We start from the raw sequence: 18,640 nt of genomic DNA, 5'->3' as shown, positions 1-18,640 counted from the left end.
TCAAGATCTCTATCTCCGGGCTGGGCCCACTGCCAGACGTGGGGCCAGGAGCGGAGGGGCATGCCCACCGTGACCGGCGGTGGATCTGAGCGGCCTGGCGTTGCGCGACTCGATGAGCATCGGCGTGCGGGTGCTGCTGCTTCGCCAAAGCCCCTGGGCTGCTTCAGAGGAGCGGCGGGGGTGGTGCTCGGCAGCGTGTTCAGGCGGTTGCTGACGCTGCCGAGCGTGTCCGGGACGATGGCGGACCCTTCCTGGGCCGTGCCGTCGCTGTCTTGTCCGGTCGGTGGCTCCGGTGAAGAGGCGAGCCCACCGGTTCGATCGGCCCCGGGGCAGTTCGATGACCTCGCCCCCTCCGTTCTCAGCCGGCGGGTGAGGCCGGCTTGCCGAGCACCTCGGTGAGAGCCGAGATGCTGTGGTCGCCGTGGCCCGCCTCGGCGGCTCGCCTCAGCAGGTCGTTCAGCGGGCCGAGCCAGGCCACGTCGACGTTCGTCTCCCGGGCGAGGTCCTCGTCGTGGGCCGCTCCGGCCAGGAAGAGGTTCACGGAGGAGGCGGCGTCGCTGTAGTCACCGCTGTCGATCTCGCCGGCGTACACCGGGAGCAGGGACTTGATCATGTCCAGCCACTTGCCGGTGAAGCGCACCATGCTGCCCGCCGGAAGCCCGCGCGCCCGCAGGGCGGCGGCGCCCTGGAAGAAGCCGACGAGGGCGGGCAGCAGGAGTGCGCCCACCGCCATCTCGTACAGGGCGGCCAGGTCGATCTCGTCGCCCAGATGGACGGTGTCGCCGCCCAGCACCGTCAGCGTCGGCTCGCAGGCATCGAAGACGGCCCTGTCCCCGCTGTAGTAGACCAGGGTGTCCGGCGCCCCCACCGCCGCGGGCACGTTCTTGACCGCGCCGTCGAGGTAGCGGGCCCCGTGGGCGCCGGCCCAGGCGGCCGTCTCCCTGGCGCCGGCCGGGGAGCCGCTGTTCAGGGTGACCAGGGTGCGCCCCGGCAGGGCGGCGGCGACCGGTTGCAGGAGCTGGCGGGTGTCCTCGTACGTGGTCAGGCAGGTGATGATCAACGGGCTCGCCGCCACGGCGTCCTCGATCGTCTCCGCGTGGATCGCGCCCCTGGCGGCCAGGCGGGCGGCCTTGTGCGGCGTACGGTTCCACACCGTCGTGGGACGCCCTGCCCTGATGAACGTCTCGGCGATGGCCGTACCCATGGAGCCCAGCCCGATGACGGTCACCTTGTCGTCTGTCATTGCGTGTTCCTCTGGTGGTGCGTGGTGCGTGGTGCGTGGTGGTTGGTCAGTGGTGAACGGTCACCGCGTGCTTGCCGGCGCCCTGCGGGGACGTCTTCCTGTCCCGGTGCAGCAGCAGGAGCAGCGCCGTCGCGAGCCCGGCCAGCGCGAAGACCGCGGTGGCCAGGAAGCCGGCCTGGAATCCGTCGTTCAGGCCCTCGGCGTCGGCGCCCGTCGTGGAGGCGAAGGCGACGGACGAGGCGATCGCGATGCCGAGCGCGGCCCCGATCTGGAAGACGGCGTTGTTGATGCCGGAGACCAGGCCGGACTCCTCGGGCTTGGCGCCGGTGAGCGAGGCGATGGAGGCGGCGACGTTCGTGCTGCCGATGCCGGAGCCGAAGATGACCAGGCCGAAGAACAGGTCGCTCCAGTAGCCGCCGTCGGGGTCGATCCCGGTCAGCAGCAGCAGGCCGCCGGCCAGCAGCGTCATGCCCACGATCGCGATGGGCTTGTAGCCGACCTTGGCGACCAGGCGGGCGCTGACGTTCGCGCCGATGATCGACATGACCGCGTAGACCGCGGTGCTGAGCCCGAACTTCACCGCGCTGTAGCCGAGCACCTGCTGGGCGTAGAGCGAGGTGATGAGCGCACCGCCGTACACCGCCATGGCGACGATGAGCATCAGGATGTTGCCGCCGACCACGGTCGGCGAGCGGAAGATCCGCAGCGGCACCAGCGGGGCCTGCGACCGGTTCTCGATCACGGTGAAGATCACCAGCAGGACGGCGGCGCCGACGAGCATGCCGATGGTCTGACCGCTGCCCCAGCCGACCAGCGGCGCCTCGGAGACGGCGTAGACCAGCAGGGCGATGGCGGCGGTGACGGTCACCGCGCCCGCCGGGTCGAAGCGGCGGCGGCCTTCCCGGACCGGCGTCGTCCTGAGCAGGCGGGGGCCGAGGACCAGGACCGCCACGACGACCGGGACGTTGATGTAGAAGATCCACTCCCAGCCGAGCCCGTCGGTGATCGGGCCGCCGATGAGCAGCGCCGCGGTCGCGCCGAAGGCGCCGACGCCGGTCCAGATGCCCAGCGCCTTGTTACGCTCGGGCCCCTCGGCGAAGGTGTGCATGAGCACCGCCATCGCGGTCGGCGTCATGATCGCCGCGGCGACGCCCTGGACGATCCTGGCGGTGATCAGCACCGAGTCGTCCCAGGCCAGGCCGCACAGCACCGAGGCCAGGCCGAACAGGGCGGTGCCGAACAGGAACATCCGACGGCCGCCGAGCAGGTCGGCGGTGCGCCCGCCGAACATCAGCAGGCCGCCGAAGCTCAGCAGGTACGCGCTCATCACCCACTGGGCGCCGCCCGGGGAGAAGCCGAGTTCGCTCTCGATGGAGGGCAGGGCCAGCATGACGATCTGGGAGTCGACGATGACCATGAAGAAGGACGCCACCAAGAGGGTCAGCGCCAGCCATCTCCGTGGATCGGGGGCTTCCAGAGGTTCGAGAGGTGTCATTTTTCCTCTTCTGAGATGTATCAGGGCAGCGCGAAGCCGCCCCGTGGGGATGTCGAGCCTGGTGAGGGCTACTGCGGAGGGGCGATCCTCGCGGCCAGGCACATGCGATCGAGCGCGTTCGCGACGGACACGGCCATGATCAGATTCGCGAGGTTGTAGGGACCGAGCAGGTTCTCCGCCGCGCCGTACACGTCGTCGGGCACGCCGTCGGCCGGGAGCTTGGTCATGGTTTCGGCGAGGGCCAGGGCCGCCCGTTCCGAGTCGGTGAACCGGGGCGAGTCGCGCCAGCCCGCCAGCTCGTTCAGCCGCTCCTGCCGCTCGCCCAGGCGGATCGCCTCCGCGGAACGCAGGGCCAGGAAGTACGCGCAGCCGTTGAGCTGGGCGACCCGGATGCGCGCCAGTTCGCGCAACCGGTCATCGCACAGTCCCTCGCGCCGCAGCACGTCCTCCAGTTCGGTGATCAGGCTGACGGCTCGTGGCGACGCTGCCGCCAGTTCGATGCGCTGCCTGGTCATCGTGTCGTCCAGTCCTTCGTCGTCGGTAGGTCGTCCGCCTGAAGCAGTGTGAATCCGGCAGACGGTCATGAACAACGGCAAAGTTCTCACCGTTCGGTAAGGTGCCCTTACCGAAAGGGGGCGCCGGTGAACTGGCAGGAGCTGGAGACGTTCCTGGTGCTGGCCGAAGAGCTGCATTTCGGCCGTACGGCCGACCGGCTGCACGTGTCACGCGCCCGGGTCAGCCAGATGACCCAGGCCCTGGAACGCCGGGTCGGCGGCGCCCTGTTCGAGCGCACCAGCCGCCGGGTGGCGCTGACCCCCTTGGGCAGGCAACTGCGTGAGGACCTCGGCCCGCACTGCCACGGGGTCCTCGAAGCCCTGGCCAAGGCGTCGCAGACCGCGCGCGGCACCCGCGACGTGCTGCGCGTGGGCTTCTCCAGCCCGCTGGCCAGCGAGCGGGTCATGGCCGTGGTCGAGGCGTTCCGGGCCTCGCATCCGGGGTGCGAGGTGCAGATCCGCGAAGTCCACCTGTCCGACAGGTACGGCGCGCTGCGCCGGGGCGAACTGGACCTCCAGGTGATCGAACTGCCCGTGGACGAGCCCGACCTGACCGTGGGCCCGGTGCTCGTGCGCGACCCGACCATGCTCGCCGTCGCCGCCTCGCACCGCCTGGCCGGCCGTACGTCGATCTCCATCGAGGATCTCGCGGGTGAGAATCTGCGGCTCATCGACGGCATGCCGGGCTATTTCCAGGCGCGTCACCTGCCTGATCGCACCCCGGCCGGGCGGCCCATCCATCACTCGACCACGACGAAGTACTGGCAGGAACTGCTCGCCCTCGTCGCGGCGGGGGAGGGCGTCACGATCGCCGCCGCCCAGGGCACCCGCTACTATCCCCGGCCCAACCTGGTCTACGTCCCCTTCCACGACGTCGGGCCGTTCGAGTACGCGCTGATCTGGCGTACGGCGAGCGTCTCCGCCAAGGCCCGCGCCTTCACCAGGGTGGCGGTGGAGACGCACGCCTCCAAGGCTTGACCGGCGCACGCCGTGTCGGGGTGTCGGCGGTCAGCGTTCTGAGGACGCCTGGAAGGCAGGTCACGGTCTGCGCAGTCAGCCCCGCCCCGCGCCCGCCGCAGGCAGTGACCCGCGACGAGCCGTAATCGGCAACCGAGCATGCGGGGGCGTCGCCGTCCCTCCACCACCGCCGCCATGGCCGGCGCCTACCTCGGCGCCACGAGCGCGCTCAGACCGGGGACGAGGAGCCCCGGGACGGCGACCCGTGCCGCGCCGACGCCGAGGGCATGGCCGCCGCGCTCGACGCCTCGCTGACGGCCAGGCTGGAACGCCTGAAGAGGACGGCTGAGAACGCCTGAGCAGCGGGTCAGGCGAGGATGTCGGCGGCTGCCTTGCGGAGGGCCTCGCCGGCGTCCGTGACGGGGTCGCCGTGGCCCACGCAGGCCGTCCGGACGTCCAGTTCGGCCAGCCGCCGGAACGAGCGGAGCATCTCGTCACGGTCCATGTTGAACACTCCGGGCATGACCAGCCCGGACACGTGCGCCACGGTGTCGCCCGTGAAGAGGATTCCGTGCTCCGGCAGGTGGAGGGCGATGCTGCCGGCGGTGTGCCCGGGGGTGGCGATCACCCGGGCCCCGCCCCCGAAGGCGATCACGTCGCCGTCCTCAAGCTCGCGGTCCACCCGGCACGGCGGCGCGGGCGGCAGCAGGTCGGCGCCCAGACTGCGATGCAGGGCCCGTTCCTCGTCGGTGAAGTTCGGCGGAGGGGCGGGCGCGTCCCCTCGGATCACCGGGGCCTCCAGGCGATGGGCCAGCACCGTGACCTCGCCCCACGCCGTCACGTCCGCCGCGCCGCCGCAGTGGTCCTCGTGGTAATGGGTGAGGACGACCCGCCGGACGGCGTCGGTGCGCAGCCCGAGCCGGCCGATCGCCTCGGCGATCTCCCCGGCCGAGGTGGCGATGCCCGTGTCCACCAGGGTGAGCACACCGTCGTCGTTCCACAGGTACGCCTGCCCGAACGTCAGCCGCAGCAGGTGCAGGCGCCGGTCGACCTCCACGACCTCCATCGCGGGACCCCCTCTCATCAGCACGGATGTCAGGGAACAGGTAACCGGTCCACCGGCGGCACTGTCCAACACCCATGGGACCGCGGATTGACAACCGATGGTTGTCGATGCAGGGTCTGGGCGTGGAAGCAGACATCTCCGGCGTACGCGCCTTCATCGCGACCGCCGAGGAACTGCACTTCGGCAGGGCCGCCGCGCGCATGTTCATCACCCAGCAGGCGTTGTCGAAACGCGTCCGCAGGCTGGAGGACGCCCTCGGCACGCCGCTGTTCGAACGGACCACCCGGTCCATCGAGCTGACCGCCGCCGGAAGGCGGTTCCTGCCCTTGGCCGTGGCCGCGGTGGCGGCGTTCGACGAGGCCGTGAGGGCGGTCCGCGTGGTGGACAGCCCCGTCCGCGTGGACGTCTACGACGAGCGCTTCACGCCCCTGCGCATGGTCAGGGAGGCGAGCGAGCGCGACCCGCGGCTGCGCGTGGAGGTGAGCATGCGGCAGGGGCTGGCGGTGGCGCTGCCGGCGCTGCGCCGCCAGGAGATCGACGCGGCCTTCGGACGGGCGCGCGACCTGCCGTGGCCAGAAGAGCTGGCCCAGCGGCTGGTCCACCTGGAGCCCCTGGCCGCGTTCGTCCCGGAGGATCACCCGCTCGCGCACCTGAGAGAGCTGCGGCCCGCCGACCTGCGGGCGGGCGGCATCGCGATGCCTGACCCGGCGGGCGCCGCCGAATGGCGCGCCTACCTGAGACGCCTCGCCGACCGCCTCGGCGTCCCCTTGCGCTTCACCGAGCCCGCCATCGGCCAGGGGCACCTGGTCCAGCAGTTCCTGCGCGAGAAGAGCGCCGTCGGCCTGGGGGAGTGGAGCATCGACGCGACGGGGAGCGGGCTGCGCCGCATCCCCATCGTGGACCCGATCCCCCTCCTGCCATGGTGGGTGGTCTGGCACCGCCGTAACCCGCACCCGCTGCTCCGTACGCTGCTCGGTCAGCTCCCACGCGCGAGCCCGCCGGGCCCGTCGGACGGGCGGTACTGGATCCCCGACGCCGACCGTGCCCTCCCGTAGGGGCGCCCGGCGCCTCTACGGGCGGACTCCGGCCAGCGGTCCGCCTGACCGGTCAGGGGAAGCGAGCGGTCACGGTCAGTCCGCCGCCGGGGCGCGGGACGGCGGACAGGTCCGCGCCGTGGGCCTCGGTGACGGCCCGCACGATCGCCAGGCCCAGGCCGTGGCCCCCGGCGGTGTGGGTGCGCTGGGGGCTGAGCCGCTGGAACGGCTGGAACAACCGGTCCAGGTCGTCCACCCGGACGGCCGGGCCGGTGTTGCCGATCGACAGACCGTCGGGCCCGGTGGCGATCGTGACGCTCCCGCCCGGGATGTTGTGGAGGAGGGCGTTGTCGACCAGGTTGCCGATCATGCTGGCGAGGAGGTCCGGGTCGCCGCTCACCGGCGCGGGGTCCAGGGACGCCTCGACGGTGAGGCGCGTCGGCCGGGAGAGCAGGACTTCGCGGGTGATGCCGGCCAGGTCGACCGGCTGCCGGTGTGCGAGGCCGCGCTGCCCTTCGGCCAGGACGAGAAGGGCGTCGATCAGCCGCTCCTGCCGTACGCCGAGGTCGAGGGCCTCCTCGCACGCCGCCCGCAGCCCATCGGCCGTCGCGCCGGGGTCGGCGAGCGCGACCTGCAGGACGGCCCGCTGCCCGGCCAGCGGGGTCCGCAGTTCGTGCGAGGCGTTGGCCACGAAGTGCCGCTGCGCCGCGAAGGCGGAGTCCAGTCGCGCGAACAGGTCGTCCAGCGTGCGGGCCAGCCTGGTCAGCTCGTCGTCGGGCCCTCGCAGGCCGAGCCGCCGGTTGAGGTTCGTCGCGGAGATCTCCGTGGCGGTCACGGTCATCGCGCGCAGCGGCCGCAGGAAGCGCCCGGCCAGCCACCACGCGGCCACCACGGAGAGGGCCGCCACGACGGCCGCGGTGACGGCGAGCGCTGCGTCGACCTGCTGCGCGCCCGTGTCGGGCGGCGGTACGGCGTCGCCCGCCCGCAGCCGGTCCTGACCCCTGCCGAACAGGAACCCGACCAGCAGCAGCATCGGAACCGCCACCGCCAGCACCAGCCCGGCGTACAGCGCCGTGAGCTGGACCCGCAGGGAGGGCCGGCTCATCGCGGGAGTCCGATCCGGTAGCCGCCCTCGCGGACGGTCTCGATCACCGGCGGATCGCCGAGCTTGATCCGCAACCGCCGCACCGTCGTCTTGACCGCCGTGGTGAACGGGTCCGCCTGCTCGTCCCAGACCCGCTCCAGAAGCTCCTCCGCCGGGACGACCCGGCCGCCGGCGGCCAGCAGGCAGCGCAGCAGCGCGAACTCCTTCGGCGTCAGCTCCAGAGGGCGCCCGCCACGCGAGGCCACCCGCCTGCCGGGGTCCAGCGTGAGCTCGCCCATCCGCAGCACCGGCGGCACGGCGGGCGCGGAACGCCGGCCGAGCGCGTGCACCCGGGCGACCAGCTCGGCGAAGTCGAACGGCTTGGGCAGGTAGTCGTCGGCCCCCAGCCCCAGCCCCTCGACCCGGTCCCGCACGGTGCTCGCGGCCGTGAGCATCAGCACCCGCGACCCGGCCCCGCCTGCGGCGATCTCGCGGCAGACGTCGTCGCCGTGGGTGCCGGGCAGGTCGCGGTCGAGCACCACGACGTCGTAGCGGACCACGGCCAGGTGGGCCAGCGCGTCGTCGCCGTCCAGCACCACGTCGACCGCCATGCCCTCGCGGCGCAACCCGGTGCCGATCGTGCGGGCCAGCACCTCGAAGTCCTCGACCACCAGAACGCGCATGCCGTTCACGATGCCAGGGATCCGGTGTCACCGGGGTGACACCGGGCCTGCCGTACAACCGTGGGCATGACAGACGCACGATGGACGCGGCGCAGGGCGCTGGCCGTGACGGGAGCCGGTGCGGCGCTCGGGGGGCTGCTGCCCGCCGGGCGGGCGGGGGAGAGCAGCAGGCCGACGTCGGCCACGGATTTCGCCCGTGGGGTGCTCGCGGGCTTCGACCATCACCGGCTCGTGGCGATCGGTGAGGCGCACGGCCAGCAGGAGCACGGCGACGCGCTGCAGCTCCTGCTGGCCGACCCGCGGCTGCCGGAGGCGGTCGACGACGTCGTCGTCGAGTTCGGCAACGCGCGCCACCAGCCGGTCGTCGACCGGTTCGTCGCCGGCGGGGCGGTCGACGACGCGACGCTGCGCAAGGTGTGGCGCGACACCACGCAGTCGCCCGCGGGCACCGGCGACCAGCCGATCAGGGAGCAGTTCTTCCGCACGGTCCGCGCCGTCAACTGGACGCTGCCGCCGCAGCGGCGGATCCGGGTGCTGCTCGGCGATCCGCCGATCGACTGGTCCAAGATCAGCACGCAGGCGCAGGTGGACGCGCTCCTTGAGCAGCGCGACGCGTTCGCGGCGTCCCTGGTGGAGCGGGAGGTGCTGGCCAAGGGGCGCCGGGCGCTGATCTGCTACGGCAGCGGGCACGTCCTGCACGGCAGCGCGGACCACGTGGTCGCGCTGATCGAACAGCGCACCGGCAGCCGCGTCCACGTCATCGTGTCCGGCACGCATCCCCGCCTGGCGGGGCATCCCCGGCGCACGGTGATCCCGTGTGCGGGCACCTGGCTGGCATCCGTCGACGCCGGGCAGTTCATGGACGCGCCGCCACTGTGCGGGCAGCCGCTGGGGGCGGTCGCCGACGCCGTGCTGTACCTCGGCCGGCCGTCGGACCTGACCCGGTCGCTGTGGAATCCCGCGATCTTTCTCGACCCGGTGTACTGGGCGGAACTGCGGCGGCGCAACGCGATCAACGGCAACCACCTCGACCTGGAGCAGTACCGGCGACAGCAGCCGATCGGCTGGTCCGAGGGGCCGCCCGCGGGCTGCGGTTAGGGAGTGTCCCGCCGATCATTTCCTGGTCTGGCGGACGATGTCGCGGCGCCGGTCCCCCCGGCAGGGCAAGGGGCAGGTCGAGGATCGTCGGTGGCGAGCTTGCCGCCTACGGGTCCGATTTCCGCCGGATGCATTCTGTCCGGAGCGGACATGATGAGCGCATGACGGCAGAAGCGATGACGAATGACGGTCCGGTTTCGGGTGGCGACGAGGGCAGGAGCTCACTGGCGGTGCTGGAGAGGTTCTACCGGGCGGAGGTCGCCTACATCGCCGCAGGGGGCCTCGGCAAGGCCGACTTCGGCCGGCTTGCCGAGTGCCTGGACCCAGAGGTCGTGATGTACCAGGCGGACTCCCTGCCCTACGGGGGCATCTGGCGCGGACCGAGCGGCATCGAGCAGTTCATGGCCGCCATGAGCGAGGCATGGCAGTCCCTGGAGTTCCTGGAGCAGAAGTACGTGGTCGACGGCGGCAGTGTCGTGGTCTGGAACCGCGGCATCCTGCGCGCCCGCGCCACCGGCCGGGCCTTGGAGACCTCGGTGATGCAGCTGATGACGATCAAGAATGATCGCATCACCGAGATACACCCGTTCTACCTGGACACTTCTGCGGTCCTGCACGCCCTGCGCCCGGACGGCGACGTCTAGCCCGGCTGCTGAGCGGGCGCGGCCGGGGCGGTGGCGATCTCGCCCGCTTGCCACCACTGGTCGCGCGTTCGGGTCTCGGGCGTGAGTAGCGCTGCGTACGCCGTCGCGGAGCCGTCCTGACTGCGGGGTGCGCCGCCGTGCCGCCGCCGCGAGGTGCGTCCGCGCCGACTCCCACCTCTCCAGACGTCGCCGCGGCAAGCCCCGAACCCTCTCCGGTCCGTACGGCCCAGGGGTGCGGGTGGCGGCTTGAGCACGTCGGCGCCCAGCGCGGAACCCGGCTGAAGGCGGTCGCGGATCGTCCGGCGTCAGCGCGTCCGGCTCCGACGGCAGGGACGGAATCGTTCTGGCCGACGGGGACGCCGCCCAGGCCGGCTTGAGCGGGACCGTTCAGGAGTCTCCGCGGTGAGCGCGCTGCCCGGAACGGCACGGTCTACGCAGTCGGTCTCGCCTGTGGCAACGCCGGTTCGCCATCCCCGCAAGACGAACGACGGATGAAACATGACACAAGGCGTCGGGTTTCCGGGCGATCATCAACGCACCGGTCCGCGCCGATGTGCGCGAAGCCCCGGAGAGATCTGATCAAGCGGCCGCGTAGTGGCGGAATCAACGTGTTCGACATGGGCGGGAGTCCGTCCGCCTGTGTTCTGTTGTGTTGCGAGAGGGTGGATCAAGGTTGACTGCGTTCGTACGGGACGTCGCCGGCATGGGGCGAGAGGCCATCGAGGTGGTGGGGGCTCGTACCAACAATCTGCGGGACGTGTCGGTGAGCATCCCCAAGGGGTGGCTCACCGCCTTCACCGGGGTGAGCGGCAGCGGCAAGACGTCGCTGGCCATCGACACCCTGCACAACGAGGCCCAGCTGCGCTATCTGGAGGGGCTTTCGCCGTTCGTGCGGCAGTACATCACCCAGCGCAACCGGCCGAAGGTCGACCGCATCCTGGGACTGGGCGCGACGCTCGCCGTCGACCAGCGCCGCCTGAACCGCAACCCCCGGTCCACGGTCGCGACGATCACCGGCATCGACGGACACCTGGGACTGCTGTACTCGCGCCTTCCGGCGATCGGCGCGGACCCGGCGGCGCAGAGCGTCAACGGGCATCTGACGACCGCCCATTTCGACCGCAACACCCCGGAAGGCAGCTGCCCGGACTGTCACGGGGTGGGCGGGCGCTGGCAGGCGCAGGAGGACCTGATCATCACCCGTCCGGAGCTTCCCCTCTTCGAGGGGGCCTCGCCCTGGTACGCCAAGTGGCGGTCGGGGGAGCACGCGTTCGTGCCGGCGCTCGCCGACAAGCGCGGCGTGGACCTCGGCCTGCCATGGCGGTCGCTGCCGGAGGAGTTCCGCCACTGCGTGCTGTACGGCACAGGTGAGGAGAAGGTCGAGGCGACCGTCGACATGACCAGCAAGAAGGAGACGGTCTCGGTCACCTACACCTCCAGCCAGCCGCTGCGGGGCGCGCTGGCCGAGGTGGAGCGGGTGTTCCTGAACGCCCAGACCGCCAGCGCCAAGCAGCGCTACCTGCCGTACATGCGCAAGCAGCCTTGCGGCACCTGCGGCGGCAGCGGGTACGACGAGGTGGCCCGGTCCGTGCGGCTCGGCGGGCTGACCTTTCCCGACCTGCTCCAGGTGGACGTGCGGGAAGTCCGCGGCTGGGCCGAGCGGGTGGCCGGCGACCTGGACGCCCGGCAGCGCGAGGTGGGCGAGCCGCTGCTGCAGGACCTGGGCCGCAGACTCGGCATCCTCGACCGCCTCGGCCTGGCCCACCTCCAGCTGTCCCGGAGCGCGGCGACACTGTCCGGGGGCGAGTTGCAGCGAACCCGGCTCGCCGCGCAGCTCAGCACCGAGCTGAGCGGCATCGTCTTCGTCCTGGACGAGCCCGGCACCGGGCTGCATCCGGCGGACAAGGCGCACCTGCTCGACATCGCCCTGGAACTGCGCAAGGCCGGCAACACGGTGCTCCTGGTCGAGCACGACCCCGAACTGATCGCCCGCGCCGACTGGGTGATCGACATGGGCCCCGGCGCCGGCCGCCTGGGCGGCGAGATCCTGGTGTCGGGGCTTCCCTCCGACGCGGCCGCCCACCCCACCTCACTGACCGGACGCTACCTGGCCGGTGAGGGGCCACGGCTGCGCCGGACCCGCCGTCCGGCCGGGGATGACACCGGCTGGGTGGCGCTGCACGGCCTGCGCGCGCACAACGTGACCGCAGACCTGGTGCGTTTCCCCGCCGGCCGGCTCACCTGCCTGACCGGGGTGAGCGGCAGCGGCAAGAGCAGCCTGCTCGCCGCGCTCGCGGCGAGCGTGGAGGCCGCTTTGAACGGGACGACGGTCGACACCGTGCGGCAGGTGACCGGCCTGGAGGGGTTCGACTGGGTCGCCGTCGTCGATCAGGAACCGCTCGGGCGCACGCCGCGATCCAACCCGGCCACCTACAGCAAGGCGTTCGACGTCGTCCGCAAGCTGTTCGCCGAAACCGACCTGGCACGCGCACGCGGGGTCAACGCGTCCTGGTTCAGCTTCAACACCGCGGGCGGTGGCCGCTGCGAGCCCTGCACCGGTTACGGCCGCAAGCTGGTCGACATGCACTTCCTGCCGGATGTGTGGGTGGTCTGCGACGCATGCCAGGGGCGGCGCTACACGCCGGAGGCCCTGGAGATCGAGTACCAGGGACTGGCCATCGATCAGGTGCTGGAGCTGACCGTCGCCGAGGCGGTGGAGCGGTTCACGAAACCCCGGCAACTCGCCGAAACCCTGGGAGCCTTGAACCAGGTCGGGCTCGGCTATCTGCAGCTCGGCCAGAGCGCCACGGAGTTGTCCGGCGGCGAGGCGCAGCGGCTGAAGCTGGCGTCGGCCATCCAGCGCGGCGCCGCGGGGCGCAAGGCCGGTCTGGTCGTTCTCGACGAACCCGTCTCGGGCCTGCACCCCTCTGACATCCAGCGGGTGGTGGACGCGTTCGACGTGTTGCTCGACTCGGGCAACACCGTCGTCGTGGCCGAACATGACATCCCGGTCGCCGCGTCCGCGGACTGGGTGATCGACCTGGGGCCGGGAGCCGGTCCGGACGGGGGCGCGGTGATCGCGGAGGGCACCCCGGACACCGTCGCAATCGCGAACACCCCGACCGCCGGCTTCTTCCGGCGGTACGCGGCGGGCCTGCCGCTCCTGGGCCCCACCGTCGCGCCTTGACCGCGACGCCGCGCCGGAACAGGTCGTTGAGAACGGGCCGTGGCAGGATCGTCCTCGCCTCCTCCCGTCGGCATGGGACGCGCGGCGACCGCCGCCGGTCAGCGCGGGATGGTGTCGCGGTGGACGGCCAGCCACGCGTCGAACGACTGCAGCCGCGGGTTGAGCTCGCGCAGCAGCTTGAAGTCGATGAGCTCGGCGATGTCGGGGGCGGCCGCGATCAGGTACTGGAGCATGTTGCCGACCTCGCCCGCGCCAGGGAACCCCGCGGCCCGGATCACGTCGGGGCTGACCGCCTGGTACGTGACGGGCTCGCCGAGCGCCAGGCTCAGCGCGGCGGCGTACTGCGCGCCGGTGAGCACGGCCCCGGCGACGCTCACCCGCCGGCCGGCCATCGCGGTGCCGCGGCGGAAGATCCCCAGCGCGGTCCTGCCGACGTCCTCCGCGGCCTGCGCGGCCACCCCCGCCTCGCCGAACCCGAGCGGCAGCACCAGCGCGCCCGTCTCGTCACGCCGGGGCGCGAACATGTCCCGGAACGCCTCGTAGTAGACGTTCGCCTGCAGGAAGGTGGTGGGCACGCCCGACTCCAGGAAGAACAGGTCGGCCTCGGCCTTGCCGTCGGCGTGCGGCACCTTGTACGCGCCCTCGAAGCTCGGCGTCCCGTCGTCCGGACGGAAGTAGCCGCGGGTGTCGGACAGCGTGGACCAGACGAAATGCCGGACGCCGGCCTCCCGGCCCGCCCGCGCGGCGTTGCCGGCCTGCTCCCGCTCCTTGATGGTCGCGGGCCGTGCCCGCTCCTCCTCGGGCGTGCGCGGCTCCCAGAAGTTGGTCACCACGAAGGCGCCGTGTGCGCCGTCGAACGCCCTGCGCAGGCTGCCCACGTCGTCGAGATCGGCCCCCACGACCTCGGCCCCCAGCGCGGCCAGCTCCCTGGCCCGCGCCGAACCCGGGTCCCGGGTCAGGGCTCGCGCGGCGAAGCGCCCGCCGCGGTCGTCGAGGATCGCGCGGACCAGCCCGCCTCCTTGCGCTCCGGTCGCGCCCACCACGGCGATGATCTGCTGCTCGCTCACAGGTACGGTCCCCTCAGGTGTTCAGGTTGATGTATCAACCTGGCCACCATACAGCGCCAGGTTGATACGTCAAGCAACCGATAGAGTGGGCGTCATGGGATGGCAGCAGGACATCGGCGAGGCCGACCGGATGTGGCGCACGTACATCGAGATGGCCAAGCACCTCGGCTCACACCTGCAGCAGCACCTGCAGCGCGAGTGCGACCTGTCCGCGGCCGACTTCGAGGTCCTGGTCCGGCTCGCGGAGTCCGAGCGGCGGGAGATGCCCGTCGCGGAGGTGGCCGCCGCGACCCAGTGGGAGAAGAGCCGCCTGTCCCACCAGCTCACCCGGATGGCGCAGCGCGGGCTGGTCGAGCGGGTGGGCTCCGACGACCGCCGCTATCCCGACGTGCGGCTCACCGACAAGGGGCACGCGGCGATCGACAAGGCCGTCCCCGAGCACACCGAGCTGGTGCACGCTCTGTTCATCGACGTGCTGGGCCCCGAGCGGCTGGCCGGTTTCGCGCAGGCATGCGCCGACGTGCTGCGCGCGCTCGACGAGCACCGGGATCGCGACTGCTCGTTGTGATCACGCTCTCGCCCCCGGCATGGCGAGAGACGAGGACGCCGGGCCTTCGCCGGGCGGCCGTACGGCACTGGCGGGGGCCGTGTCCGCGGCCCGGCGAAGGCGTTCGTCATGGGTCGTGATCTGGTGTGCTGATCGGCGGGCGCGATGCCGCCGGGAGTCAGCTTGCGAGGGGTTTCCAGTTCCAGGTGAGCCCGTACGACGCGCTCAGCGCCAGCAGGCCGGGGCCGGTGGTGCCGAGGGCGAGGAAGCGGCCCTGCGCGTCGTACTGGCCCACCGCCGTCAGTTGCGCGGCGTGCCTGTCGGCCGACGGGGTGCAGAACATGTAGCCGCCGTCATTGGGACGGAACTCGTTCAGGGTGAGCCGGTTGCCGTCGCCGACCGCGGGATCGGTGGCTGTCGAATTGACGTACAGTCCCTTCTGGACGAGGTAGTAGCAGTAATAATCCTCGGTTTTGTCGGCGTATATGGGCATGAATTCTTCTTCGGGATCGTCGCTGTCGGGTTCGAGCACCACCGGCGTGCCCGGTCCGGGATCGGAGTCCTGCACGGTCATGGCCGATCCCGCGCCGGTGACGATCTCATCGACGTCCAGTGCCTCGTTCTCGGCGTCCTGGAGGAACCAGCGTTGGTCGGGATCGAATTCGTCGGCGAGGTCACGACCCACCAGTTCCTCGCCGTCGGCGCGATCCAGTCTGGTCAACGCCTGACCGGTGGCCTTGTTCAGCAGGATCCAGGTGCCGTCGCCCATGTCGAGCAGTCGCCAGAGCTGGGAGTCGCCCTCGTCGGAGCCCTGGAGGATCGCCGGCGCGTCGGCGAGGCCGGATTCCTGGCCCAGATAGGTACGGGTGAGGCTGTGCAGCACGCGGTAGTGACCCGGGTCGTCCCCGGCGGCCAGGAACCGGAAATTGTGCGCGCTCTGCTCGGACCGGCCGAACATCCTGGTCTTGAGGCGGCTGCTGCCGGGCCGCGTCCCTGAACCCGAAGGGTAGGGGGAGCGGGTGCTGGAGGCGCTTCTGAGATTCTGCGTCGTCCGCGGGACGGCCTTCGCCTGCCGCGCCGGCTGGGACGTCGTGCACCGCTGGTCCTCGGTGAGATAGGAGAAGTCGTATTCGACGGGAAGGTGGTCCGACATCTCGAAGTCGGTCATCGGCGTCCCGAACCCGTAACCCCTGTAGAGCACCGGGGTGAGGCCGTTGCGGGTGACGGCGTAGTCGATGGTGCGTCCCGTGACGGGCCGGGTGGGCCCGCTTGAGGGCAGCACGTCGAACTGAGGGGAGTCGCCGCCGAGGGCGTTCAGCAATCCCGCCTGCCCATAGACCTCCATGTTGAAGTCGCCGAGGACCACCCAGCGCAGTGGCTGCCCGTTCGGGCCGGCGTTCTCCATACGACTCCTGATGTTCCGCAGCATCGTGACGTTGTCCGTGCCGCCCTGTGCGGCCCCGTGCCAGGTGAAGTAGACGACCCCGCAATAGTTGACGCCGAGCGCGGGACGGGACTTGCCCTCGTGAACGCCGTTCCGCGTCGCTCCGGGGACGACGAATATCTCGTCGCTGCGGACACTTCTCCGCGTCCAGACGGCCAGATTGATCTTCTCCGGGGCGCCGGAGCCGGTGTCGACGTTGGTGTTCAGCCAGTAGAGGTAACCGCCGCCGCGGCCGCCAGTGGTTCGGCTGAGCCAGAGTTCCTCGACGGGAGGCGCGTTCGTGCTGCCGTCGCGCATCCTCTTGACGTAGTCGGTCTGCGCGTAGGTTTCTTTGCCCCAGAAGTGCTGGGCGGCGGGATAGCCGCTCTCCTGGAGCGCCAGGAGGTCGTTCTCCCGGGGAGGATCCGCCCGGGTGTGCAGGGCGGGCAGCGCGGTCGCGTACCGGTCGCCCTGTTGCTGCGAGGACGCGCCGGCCATGTTCCAGGTGGCCGCCTTGATCTCGACGAGCTTCGGGTCACGTGGAGGAAGCTCGCCGCCGGTCTCGCGGAGGAACAGCGAGTGCCGGTGTCCCACGTCGAGGGCGGCCACGCCGTTGCCCTGGTAGTTCAGGGTCTCCCGTCCGGTCCAGTCCGTGATCGCCTGCCCGTTCTGGCTCAGGGGCAGGAACGCGCGCGGGTCGGCGGCGTCCGATCCGAACTGGAAGGCGGTGCCCACCTGGGCGCCGTACGGCCGGTACGGCTCGAACGGCCCGTCCGCGGTGGTCTGCTTGCTCAGCGTGTTGTCGTGGAAGACGTTCTGCGGCCCTGAGGAGCCGGCCCACTTGCCCGCCTTGGGGCCGGCCGCCCACCAGATCGGATACCAGGTGCCCGCGTCGATCTCGCCGCCCTCGCCGCCGCAGTTGGCGGAGCAACTGGCCGAGCGGTGCTCGTAGGGGACGCGCACCGTGTTCTGCTCGAACAGGTTGTCGTGCTCCCAGCCGCCGTGCAGGTTCAGGTCGGAGTCGAGGTCGTTGCGGAAGGCGACGTTGCCGCCCGCCGACCACTGGAAGGTGAAGTGGCGCAGGTTGCGGCTGAGGTTGTGCGCCCACAGCGAGTCCCACACGCGGCTGCCGCGCAGGTAGCCGTTGCCGCCCTTGCCCTTGTTCCAGGCGCCGTCGAAGCTGTTGCGCTCGATCTGCAGGTTGCGCGCCACCTCGGTGACGATGGGGTGTGAGCCGGTCATCGTGGCCCTGAGGCCGCGCGCCCAGCTGTTCGCCGCCCACTTGAACACGATGCCGTGCATGGCGTACTCGGGCGCCAGGTTGCCGTAGTTGTGCACGGCCTGCTCGGGAGTGAGCGAGTACGTCTCCTGGCCGCCGATCTTCGGTAGGCCGTTCATGTCCTGGGTGAAGGAGAAGTCCTCGAACCCGACGCCCTCGACCACCGTCAGCGGCGTGACCTTGCTGGCGTACGGGGTGCCGCCGCCGTTCAGCGGTTCGGAGCCGTCCGATTCGGAGTTCACCGGCAGGTCCCACTTCAGCGGCCGGTCCAGGGTGATCGTCTTGGCCGTGGCGTCCATGCGGCTGAGCCGGAACATCTCCTGCCGCATGTGCAGCGCCTCGATCATGCTCTGATCGGTGATGCCCTGCTGCGCGTAGAACTTCCTGCTGTTGGCGGCGCCCACCCAGACATAGCCGCCTGGCCTGAACCTGGTCATGTCGGCCTTCGCGTCCAGCCGCACGACCGTGTCTCCCGTCCGTGCCGAGAAGCCCGGGTCGTCGGCCGCGGCGGCCACCTTGAAGCCGGAGACCCAGTGCTGGTTGACGCTGCCCTCGTAGAGGTCCTTGCGCATGGGCAGGCTGGAGGCCAGCTCCCAGTCGTCCTTGTACCGGGCAGCCACCTCCCGGGTCTGGACCCGGAACATGCCACGCCCCGGCCAGATCCAGCCGCCGTTGCCGATGTCGGGGGCGGTGCCGGCGGTCATGCTCTCCTGGTCCCACCGGCCGTTGATCACCTGGTCGTAGCGGGTCCGGAGGCCGGGCCTGAACACCAGCCGGGTGCCGCCGTCGCCGGCGCCCTTGCCCCGTACGATCAGGAATCCGGCGTCCACGTAGATCTGCTGGGTGACGTCGATCCGGCCGGAGGGCAGCTCGATGAGCGAGAGCCGGTTGAAGTTGGCGTTCGGCGAGCAGTCGCTCTTGATGTGGTCGATCGCCTTCTGCAGCCCGGCGGTGTCGTCGGCCCCGTCGTCCGCCGTCACGCCGTAGGAGGAGGCGAGCTCTTCCGGCGAGATGCGGCAGGAGGCGTCGTCGGTCAGATCCGTGTCGCCCTCAGGCAGTTCCTGGCCGCCTCGGTACCCGGCGCGTGACCAGTCCGGCAGACCGGCCGGCGGGGCTGTGCGGTTGGCGCTGCTCAGGTCAGGGCCGGACGCTCCAGGCCCCGCCGACGGCGGGTCCTCCGCCGCGGCAGGCGCGGTCACGGGCATCGGGGAGGTGGCCGCCGCCCACGCTGCCGGGGCGATGTCCGGCGAGGACAACCCGAGCAGCAGGGCGGACACCG

14 protein-coding genes are annotated in these 18,640 nt (G+C 71.3%); 6 read left to right on the top strand and 8 right to left on the bottom strand.

What is annotated here, in order from left to right:
• Positions 1-358 precede the first annotated feature (358 nt).
• The 3 genes from ACIBQ8_RS04570 to ACIBQ8_RS04560 all read right to left on the bottom strand — a co-directional run bounded on the left by ACIBQ8_RS04570 (position 359) and on the right by ACIBQ8_RS04560 (position 3,253).
• The gene (locus ACIBQ8_RS04570; protein WP_397191082.1) at positions 359-1,243 is read right to left on the bottom strand and encodes an NAD(P)-dependent oxidoreductase; all 885 of its coding nucleotides are present in this window, start codon (positions 1,241-1,243) and stop codon (positions 359-361) included.
• Positions 1,244-1,289: 46 nt separating this feature from the next.
• Positions 1,290-2,738: an MFS transporter gene (locus tag ACIBQ8_RS04565; RefSeq protein WP_397191081.1), complete on the bottom strand. Its 1,449-nt coding sequence runs from the start codon at positions 2,736-2,738 to the stop codon at positions 1,290-1,292.
• A 68-nt stretch (positions 2,739-2,806) separates the two neighbouring features.
• The gene (locus tag ACIBQ8_RS04560) at positions 2,807-3,253 is read right to left on the bottom strand and encodes a carboxymuconolactone decarboxylase family protein (RefSeq protein WP_397191080.1); all 447 of its coding nucleotides are present in this window, start codon (positions 3,251-3,253) and stop codon (positions 2,807-2,809) included.
• 126 nt (positions 3,254-3,379) lie between these two features.
• On the opposite strand from ACIBQ8_RS04560, the gene ACIBQ8_RS04555 reads away from it, so the two are divergent.
• Complete coding sequence (locus ACIBQ8_RS04555; RefSeq protein WP_397169066.1) at positions 3,380-4,270, top strand: LysR family transcriptional regulator; 891 nt, start codon at positions 3,380-3,382, stop codon at positions 4,268-4,270.
• Between the two features lie 346 nt (positions 4,271-4,616).
• Here ACIBQ8_RS04555 and ACIBQ8_RS04550 read toward each other — a convergent pair whose 3' ends face one another.
• A complete protein-coding gene (locus tag ACIBQ8_RS04550; protein ID WP_397191079.1) occupies positions 4,617-5,315 on the bottom strand; it encodes an MBL fold metallo-hydrolase in 699 nt (232 codons plus the stop codon).
• Between the two features lie 122 nt (positions 5,316-5,437).
• On the opposite strand from ACIBQ8_RS04550, the gene ACIBQ8_RS04545 reads away from it, so the two are divergent.
• A complete protein-coding gene (locus tag ACIBQ8_RS04545; protein WP_397191078.1) occupies positions 5,438-6,370 on the top strand; it encodes a LysR family transcriptional regulator in 933 nt (310 codons plus the stop codon).
• Between the two features lie 52 nt (positions 6,371-6,422).
• Here the strand turns inward: ACIBQ8_RS04545 and ACIBQ8_RS04540 are convergent, their stop codons facing one another.
• Both ACIBQ8_RS04540 and ACIBQ8_RS04535 read right to left on the bottom strand, forming a co-directional pair.
• Positions 6,423-7,454, bottom strand: a complete 1,032-nt coding sequence (locus tag ACIBQ8_RS04540) for a sensor histidine kinase (RefSeq protein WP_397191077.1) — start codon at positions 7,452-7,454, stop codon at positions 6,423-6,425.
• Complete coding sequence (locus ACIBQ8_RS04535) at positions 7,451-8,116, bottom strand: response regulator transcription factor (RefSeq protein WP_397169059.1); 666 nt, start codon at positions 8,114-8,116, stop codon at positions 7,451-7,453. Before ACIBQ8_RS04535 ends, ACIBQ8_RS04540 begins: the two co-directional genes overlap by 4 nt.
• Before the next feature lie 66 nt (positions 8,117-8,182).
• On the opposite strand from ACIBQ8_RS04535, the gene ACIBQ8_RS04530 reads away from it, so the two are divergent.
• From ACIBQ8_RS04530 to ACIBQ8_RS04520, 3 genes are all read left to right on the top strand, one after another.
• Positions 8,183-9,214 carry a hypothetical protein gene (locus ACIBQ8_RS04530; protein WP_397191076.1) on the top strand — a complete coding sequence of 344 codons (1,032 nt, stop codon included), beginning with the start codon at positions 8,183-8,185 and terminating at the stop codon, positions 9,212-9,214.
• Between the two features lie 161 nt (positions 9,215-9,375).
• Entirely contained in the window at positions 9,376-9,858 is a 483-nt protein-coding gene (locus ACIBQ8_RS04525) for a nuclear transport factor 2 family protein (RefSeq protein ID WP_397169055.1), read from the top strand.
• A gap of 673 nt (positions 9,859-10,531) precedes the next feature.
• Complete coding sequence (locus tag ACIBQ8_RS04520; RefSeq protein ID WP_397191075.1) at positions 10,532-13,045, top strand: excinuclease ABC subunit UvrA; 2,514 nt, start codon at positions 10,532-10,534, stop codon at positions 13,043-13,045.
• A gap of 98 nt (positions 13,046-13,143) precedes the next feature.
• On the opposite strand, the gene ACIBQ8_RS04515 is transcribed toward ACIBQ8_RS04520, so the two are convergent.
• Positions 13,144-14,112 (bottom strand): NmrA/HSCARG family protein, encoded by a 969-nt coding sequence (locus ACIBQ8_RS04515; protein ID WP_397169052.1) that lies wholly within the window; start codon positions 14,110-14,112, stop codon positions 13,144-13,146.
• Between the two features lie 94 nt (positions 14,113-14,206).
• Here ACIBQ8_RS04515 and ACIBQ8_RS04510 point away from each other — a divergent pair, with 94 nt between their 5' ends.
• The gene (locus tag ACIBQ8_RS04510; RefSeq protein ID WP_397191074.1) at positions 14,207-14,680 is read left to right on the top strand and encodes a MarR family winged helix-turn-helix transcriptional regulator; all 474 of its coding nucleotides are present in this window, start codon (positions 14,207-14,209) and stop codon (positions 14,678-14,680) included.
• A gap of 157 nt (positions 14,681-14,837) precedes the next feature.
• Here the strand turns inward: ACIBQ8_RS04510 and ACIBQ8_RS04505 are convergent, their stop codons facing one another.
• Positions 14,838-18,638 (bottom strand): hypothetical protein, encoded by a 3,801-nt coding sequence (locus ACIBQ8_RS04505; RefSeq protein WP_397169048.1) that lies wholly within the window; start codon positions 18,636-18,638, stop codon positions 14,838-14,840.
• Positions 18,639-18,640: the final 2 nt, after the last annotated feature.

This window comes from Nonomuraea sp. NPDC049646 (genome assembly GCF_044465525.1).
In the GTDB taxonomy this organism is placed as follows: domain Bacteria; phylum Actinomycetota; class Actinomycetes; order Streptosporangiales; family Streptosporangiaceae; genus Nonomuraea.
Note: the sequence above shows the minus strand (reverse complement) of the source record. Positions and strands in the feature narration are given on the sequence as shown.